The sequence below is a fragment of the Solemya elarraichensis gill symbiont genome (genome assembly GCF_002021095.1).
GTDB lineage: Bacteria > Pseudomonadota > Gammaproteobacteria > Chromatiales > Chromatiaceae.
Map to the genome: position 1 here is coordinate 1 of NZ_MPRK01000111.1, position 6,839 is coordinate 6,839.

Annotated in this window: 8 protein-coding genes and 2 pseudogenes; 8 read left to right on the top strand and 2 right to left on the bottom strand. The window is 53.8% G+C overall.

The annotated features are described in order from the left end of the window. From BOW51_RS11125 to BOW51_RS06725, 7 genes and pseudogenes are all read left to right on the top strand, one after another. The coding region (locus BOW51_RS11125) for an MFS transporter (protein ID WP_503167669.1) at positions 1–497 on the top strand (497 nt) is incomplete at its 5' end. 60 nt (positions 498–557) lie between these two features. Continuing rightward, positions 558–1,491: pseudogene (locus tag BOW51_RS06705) on the top strand (TRAP transporter substrate-binding protein). 13 nt (positions 1,492–1,504) lie between these two features. Next, on the top strand, positions 1,505–2,032 hold the full coding sequence (locus BOW51_RS06710) for a TRAP transporter small permease subunit (RefSeq protein WP_078477021.1): 528 nt from the start codon (positions 1,505–1,507) through the stop codon (positions 2,030–2,032). Between the two features lie 25 nt (positions 2,033–2,057). Further along, a pseudogene (locus BOW51_RS11920) lies at positions 2,058–2,459 on the top strand (TRAP transporter large permease subunit); the annotation flags it as partial. Positions 2,460–2,496: 37 nt separating this feature from the next. Then, positions 2,497–3,396 carry a TRAP transporter large permease gene (locus BOW51_RS06715; RefSeq protein ID WP_370738160.1) on the top strand — a complete coding sequence of 300 codons (900 nt, stop codon included), beginning with the start codon at positions 2,497–2,499 and terminating at the stop codon, positions 3,394–3,396. Between the two features lie 98 nt (positions 3,397–3,494). Further along, complete coding sequence (locus tag BOW51_RS06720) at positions 3,495–4,142, top strand: protein-L-isoaspartate O-methyltransferase family protein (protein WP_078477022.1); 648 nt, start codon at positions 3,495–3,497, stop codon at positions 4,140–4,142. Further along, on the top strand, positions 4,142–4,363 hold the full coding sequence (locus tag BOW51_RS06725; RefSeq protein WP_078477023.1) for a DUF2970 domain-containing protein: 222 nt from the start codon (positions 4,142–4,144) through the stop codon (positions 4,361–4,363). Before BOW51_RS06720 ends, BOW51_RS06725 begins: the two co-directional genes overlap by 1 nt. A 20-nt stretch (positions 4,364–4,383) precedes the next feature. On the opposite strand, the gene BOW51_RS06730 is transcribed toward BOW51_RS06725, so the two are convergent. Then, positions 4,384–5,031, bottom strand: a complete 648-nt coding sequence (locus BOW51_RS06730) for a lysophospholipid acyltransferase family protein (protein ID WP_078477024.1) — start codon at positions 5,029–5,031, stop codon at positions 4,384–4,386. Further along, entirely contained in the window at positions 5,031–6,299 is a 1,269-nt protein-coding gene (gene waaA, locus BOW51_RS06735) for a lipid IV(A) 3-deoxy-D-manno-octulosonic acid transferase (protein WP_078477025.1), read from the bottom strand. The genes BOW51_RS06730 and waaA overlap by 1 nt, the downstream gene beginning before the upstream one ends. Positions 6,300–6,500: 201 nt before the next feature. Between waaA and BOW51_RS06740 the strand changes: the two genes are divergently transcribed. Beyond that, a complete protein-coding gene (locus BOW51_RS06740) occupies positions 6,501–6,758 on the top strand; it encodes a hydrogenase iron-sulfur subunit (protein WP_078477026.1) in 258 nt (85 codons plus the stop codon). The last annotated feature ends 81 nt before the right edge of the window (positions 6,759–6,839 follow it).

Consider the following 6,839-nt stretch of genomic DNA (forward strand, 5'->3'; position numbering starts at 1 on the left):
GCCTGCCTGTCTACCTTGCTATGGCCGGATGGGAGCACATGGAGGCCGGTGGTTTCCTCGCTCTCTGGGTGATCGGCTACGGATTTATCCAGGCCGCTTCACCCCGCCTGCTGAAACGTTTTCACAGCAATGGCACAACTGCACGCTGGTTGGTTCTGGCACTATCCTTTATACCTGCAGTGATGGCGCTACTGCTTGCAAAAGGCGTTGATGGCATTTCAGTGGTCGTTATTGGTCTTATGCTGTTCGGCATTCTGTTTGCTATCAACTCTGCCCTTCACTCCTACCTGATTGTCGCCTGGTCGGATCGTGACAAAGTCTCACTCAATGTCGGCTTTTATTACATGGCAAACGCCGGTGGTCGCCTTGCTGGCACTATTCTTTCGGGACTTGCATTTCAACTGTGGGGACTTGCTGGCTGCCTGGTTTTCTCATTTCTCTTCCTGCTCGCTGCCTGGCTGATCTCCTATCGCCTGCCAGATGGGCTTTCGGCCTAGAGCCGCCTTTGCTATTCTCGTTGCCTGAACAGAATAGTAAACAACAGTTCGAGGAGCCTTATGCGTCCGATCTCTTCAAGGCTGAGCCTGGTGCTTGGCTGCATGCTGCTTGCCGTCTCTTTACCGCTTGCCGCAGCCGATAAAGTCTACCGTCTCAAGCTCGCTGAGACCTGGCCGCCAAACTACCCGATCCTTGGCGACACGACCAAAAACCTCGCGGTCATCGTCAAAAAGATGTCGAATGGACGACTCGTTATTCGCATCGACTCGAAAAACAAGCACAAGGCGCCTCTGGGTATTTTCGATATGGTCAAGGCTGGACAATATGACATTGGCCACTCTGCCTCCTACTACTGGAAAGGCAAAGATCCAAACAGCCTCTTCTTCACCACCATGCCGTTTGGCATGACGGCTCCGGAGCAATATGGCTGGTTCTATTACGGCGGTGGACTGGAGTTGATGGAAAAGGGTTTTTGCGCGTCTGGGTGCAAGCCCAACCAATATACCGGCGGGCGAACTCTATACATCACTGGAACGTAATACCATCGCTGCCCTCGAATGGGTTGGCCCGGCTCTTGATCTGCGTATGGGATTCCACAAGATTGCGCCCTACTATTACACCGGCTGGCATGAGCCTGCCGCAGAACTTCACTTCCTGATCAATAAAAAGTCCTGGGATAAACTGCCACCAGATCTGCAGGAGATATTACGCGTGGCAATGCGTTCTGCTGCTTACGACATGTACGCCCAGTCTTATCATGAAAACAGTGAAAGCTGGAGCAAGATGCGGAGTGAATTCCCGGACATCAAGATCAAGAGCTTTCCCAGTGAGGTGCTCGACGCAATGCGAAAGGCAAACACGGAACTGTTAGCTGAACGCGCAGCAAAGGACCCACTGGCAAAAGAGATTATCGACTCCCAGGCCGCCTATCTTGAGAAAGCACGTGCATGGACACGCATCTCTGACAAGGCCTATCTCGACACCACCGAATAGTGACTCGCTTGACGTGCTGCTAAGACTTGAACGCTGGACTAATAACTTTTCCGACCTGCTGGGACGAATCGCTGCACTGCTGTTCCTGTTGCTACTGCTGAATGTCTTCTATGACGTCGTTGCCCGCTACCTGTTCAACAGTGTATCGATCGGTATGCAGGAGCTCGAGTGGCATCTATATGCCAGCATTTTCCTGCTTGGCATTCCCTACGCTATCCGCACTGACTCCCACGTGCGTGTGGATATCTTCTATGACCGCCTCGGAGCACGACGCAAGGCACTCATCGACCTGTGCGGCGTGATCTTTCTGTTACTACCGTTCGTGCTGCTGGTTGCCTGGTATGGCAGCAGCTTTGCATTCGAGTCCTGGTCACTCGGCGAGCGTTCCGGTGATCCCGGAGGACTCTCGTACCGCTGGGTGATCAAGGCTGTCATCCCGTTTGCCTGCCTGAGCATGGCGGTTGCCGGGGTCGGCATGCTGCTGCGTTCGCTCACCATCCTGCGGGGCGCTGTGGCTTCGGACGAAACGGAAACCAGCTGAGATGATGGAATATATCGGCATCATCATGTTCGGCGTTGCCTTGCTCGCCCTGCTATTCGGCTTTCCCGTCGGCTTTACCTTTGGCGGCGTGGCCATGATATTTGTCTGCATTGCAAAACTCCCTGATATCCAGGTGATGCAGCAGGATGGCGCCGGTTTTTCCGAGATCATCGCAGACATCACCAGCACCTTTGCCTTCATGCCCTATCGCATCCAGAACATCATGGAAAACAGCGTACTGATGGCAGTTCCCCTGTTTATTTTCATGGGCGTTGTGCTGGAAAAAACCCGCCTCGCTGAACGACTGCTCGAATCGATGGGCGAACTCTTCGGACATATACGTGGCGGGCTGGCAATCTCGACCGTGCTGGTCGGCGCCCTGCTCGCCGCATCAACAGGTATTGTCGGCGCATCTGTCGTTGCAATGGGACTCATCTCGCTGCCGGTGATGCTCAAGCATGGTTATGATAAACGCCTGGGCTGCGGCACCATATGTGCTTCGGGCACCCTCGGGCACCCTCGGGCAGATTATTCCACCATCGATCGTCCTGATCATCCTCGGGGATGTGATGGGCATCCCGGTCGGAGACCTCTTCAGGGCAGCCGTTGCACCGGGAGTCGTACTCGTCGGCCTCTACATTCTCTATATCCTCTATACCAGCTGGCGCAATCCGCAGGCTGCGCCAAGCCTGTCGGTAGAAACTGCTGACAGACGAAAACTCTACATCGACGCCATGCTGCATGTTCTGCCGCCACTGGCGCTGATTCTGATCGTACTCGGCTCAATTTTTGCCGGTATCGCCACGCCGACCGAATCATCGGCACTCGGCTCCGTCGGCGCACTGCTACTGGCAGTCATCTATCGCCATTTCAGCTGGAAACTGCTCTACGAAGCGGCTCTCGACAGCGTGCGGGTCACCGCCATGGTATTTGCCATCCTGCTCGGCGCAACTGCTTTCTCCATGGCATTCAGTTACACCGGTGGTGACGTACTCGTCGAGGATGCGCTTCTCGGCCTGCCAGGCAATGAAATCGGATTCCTGGCGCTGTCGATGCTGACCATCCTGCTACTCGGTTTTTTCATCGATTTTGTCGAAATTAGCTTTATCATCGTTCCAATCCTCGCACCTGCAGCAGAAGCTCTCGGTATCGCGCCCCTTTGGTTTGCCATCCTCATCGCCATGAACCTGCAAAGCTCGTTCCTGACACCGCCCTTCGGTTTCAGCCTCTTCTATCTCAAGGGGGTTGCACCACCAGGCGTCACAACCACGGATATCTACCGTGGCGTGATACCTTTCATATTGATCCAGGTGACTGTACTCGTTTCAATCCTGATTTTTCCGGGCTTGTACGGACTTACCTGAAGTGGCCATAAAACATTCACAGGTTGACCTCGATCGGTTGTTGAGCGTAGTCTTCACACCGTGAGAGAATATTAGAAAGCCTGTAACTGGAGTTAGAAATGCAGAGTGAAGAAGCACGCCACCACATGATTGAATGCCAGATCCGCCCATGGAATGTCGTGAGCGACGACGTGCTCACCCTGTTGCAGCAGATTCCTCGTGAGTTTTTTGTACCCACTGAATACAAAGAGCTCTCTTTCGCTGACATAGAGATTCCCCTCGGCCATGGCGAGTGCATGATGGCGCCCAAGATCGAAGCACACGTGTTGCAGTGTCTCGATATCCATCCTGGTGAAAGGGTTCTGGAGGTCGGTACCGGCAGCGGCTACCTTACCGCCTGCCTTGCCTGGCTGAGTGGTGATGTCACCAGCATTGAGCAGCACGCCGATCTCGCCGAGTCAGCTGCAGAAAAGCTGGCAGCTCTCGATTTTGAAGCAAAAATCACTACCGGCGATGCATTTGACCTGGATGAAATAGAGATTTTTGATGTTATCGTCGTCACCGGCAGCCTGCCGCAAAGAACCGATTTCTTTGAACAGCACCTTGCCGATGGTGGACGCCTGTTCCAGGTAGTCGGCAGCGGCGCCTCAGCAACAGCTGAACTGGTCACTGCTGTCGGAGATAACTCTTTCAAGCGCAAGGTTATTCTCGAAACAGCTCTCAAACCACTGACAAATGCACCTGAGACCAGTGGATTCAGCTTCTGATGGAAGAGAAAAAGAGCCACAAGGCTCCAAACCTGCTTCAGCAACTCGCCAGTGTTGCTGCTGCCGCCTTCGGTGTACAGGGCTCGGAGGCACGTGAGAGAGACTTTGCACATGGCAAGACATCCAACTTCATCATTCTCGGTGTCATCTTCACAGTGGTTTTCATTCTCGCCATATGGGGCATCGTCAAACTGGTGACTTCCCTGGCAGGAGTGAATTAAGGGCGCCTGCCCGGCTCAATTCAGACAGAGATAGCCTCCTCCGCCCTCTCCACATTTTTCTGCATTACCCCTTCCACTTCAGCCAACAGGCTCGCCTCGTCATGTTTGAAGCTCTGCTTGTCAATCCGCAATGGCTCCCCAATTCTAATAATCACTCGACTGAAAGGCTTGGGGATGCGCTGCTTGTCCCATGAGGTCAGGGTCCAGTAACGATTGGAAACAACATGGTATGGAAGAATCGGGCATTGCGATACGGCACTGATAAAAAGCATGCCGGGCTTCACTTTGCGTGCCGGACCACGCGGACCATCCGGTGTCATCCCGGCGCTGGAGCCCGACTTCAATGCCTGAATCACCGCCCTGGCTGCTTTCATGCCGCCGCGCGAGGATGAACCACGAACCGGGAGATTGCCCATACGTGCCATGACGCGGGCGCTGAACTCGCCATCCTTGCTGTCACTCGACATCATGACGAGGCCTTGATTGCGCTCAGCCCACTGGCTGACCACGACGTTCTCGTGCCAGGTGGAATATATCCAGCCCTCTGCATTGGATTTCAGCTTCTCAACATGCTCACGGCCGATATATTCGACACGGTAAGTCGCCATCAGCAACATTACGATCCACTTGTAAAGCATGGGATACAACCAGAATTTGAAATCCTGCATCACGCGCGCATCTCCAGCAGATGCTCAATCGCCTGCCGGGTACACTCAAGTGCCCCCTGGTTTGATTCGACGACTTCCTGGCCATGCTGACCAATCTCCTCGCGCTGTACCGGATCGCCCAGTAGTGACATCACCACCTCGGCGAGATCCTCCTCACTGGTCTGCAGGGCTGCACCGGCTTCGAGCATCATCCTGCTGATCTCGAGAAAGTTCTGCATATGCGGGCCAAATACCACGGCAACACCCAGTGCTGCAGGCTCGAGTATATTGTGCCCACCGATTGGTGCGATGCTGCCGCCCACAAAGGCGACATCTGCAGCGCCATAAAATATCGGTAGCTCACCCATCACGTCTCCGAGATAGACAGATACATCTGTTAGCGGCAGTTGTTCATCCGTTCTCCGCACGCAGGTAAATCCGCTTGACTCGATCAAACCGGCCACCGTGTCGAAACGCTCCGGGTGACGAGGCACGATAATCAACAAGGCATCAGGATAACGCTCAAGCACCCGACTGTGAGCATCGAGCACAACCGTCTCCTCATTCTCATGGGTACTCGCGGCTATCCACACAGGCCTGTCCGCACCCAGACCGGCACGCAGTAACTCACCCTGCTCACGCACACTCTGCGGCACTTTGACCTCGAACTTGATACTGCCGCAGACATGCATCACCTCTTGACGCACACCTGAGTCGACCAGGCGTTGAGCATCTGCACCTGCTTGAGCAATGACAAGATCAAAACAGCGAAATGCAGCTGCCGTGATAAAGGAAAACTTGTGGTATCCCTGTGCCGATTTTTCCGACAGGCGTGCATTCGCGAGAGCGACCGGAATGCTGTTTTGACGGCAATAGTGCAACATGTTGGGCCACACTTCGGTCTCCATGATGATGACTGCAACCGGTTTCAGGGCCTCGAAATAGCGCTGCATGATTGCCGGTGAATCATAGGGAAAATAGAGATGACGAATACGTTCGCCGTAGAGCTGGGTAACCCGCTGCCCACCGGTTGGTGTTGTTGTTGTCATCACCACGGGCATGCCTGGATACTCCTCCATGAGCCACTGCACCATGGGCTGTGTTGCCTGTGACTCGCCCACCGAGACCGCGTGAATCCACAAGCAGCCTTGCGGCACATCGTTCGGCAGGTAGCCGAAACGCTCACCAACGCGCTCCCTATATGCCGGATTTCTGCGCCCGCGCCACCACAGGCGCAGCAGGATGGCAGGCATCAACAGATACATCAGTAGTGTATAGATGTGTCGCACAACAATGATAAGGCGATTGGCCAGACATGTATTTCGAATGAATTGAATGTTACCACGCTCAACTGGTGAGCTTTCTGTAGATATCCGATATTTTCAGTGGCAGATCAGCAACATCATCCAGCATCGTGTAACTTGCCGGACCGTACAGTTGCGGCAGCTATGCCTTACCTTCAGTATCAATCGTGATTCGGTTCTGTTAGCATTTCATGGATTACAGACTCAATAAATAACGGCTATGACAGCGTTATCATAATGGGTTGCCAGAAAGGCGATGACTACCAGTGTCACTTTGTTCGTGGCTCAACCATGACTGTAGAGTGTATGAGCAAGTTTGGCGGCACCCTTGAGCAGATCAATCTCGAATCTGAATGTGTTGTTCTCCACGAGGTTGCCATCACCGACATCAAGCGTGCACCTGCACTGATCAAGGGTATGGAAGAGATGCAAGCGTGTCTTTGATCTCGTGATGTAAAACGGGACATCCAAGTCGCCCTTTTACACTCGATCTTCGACAGCCTTTATTGCCCCGGACGCCCTGCG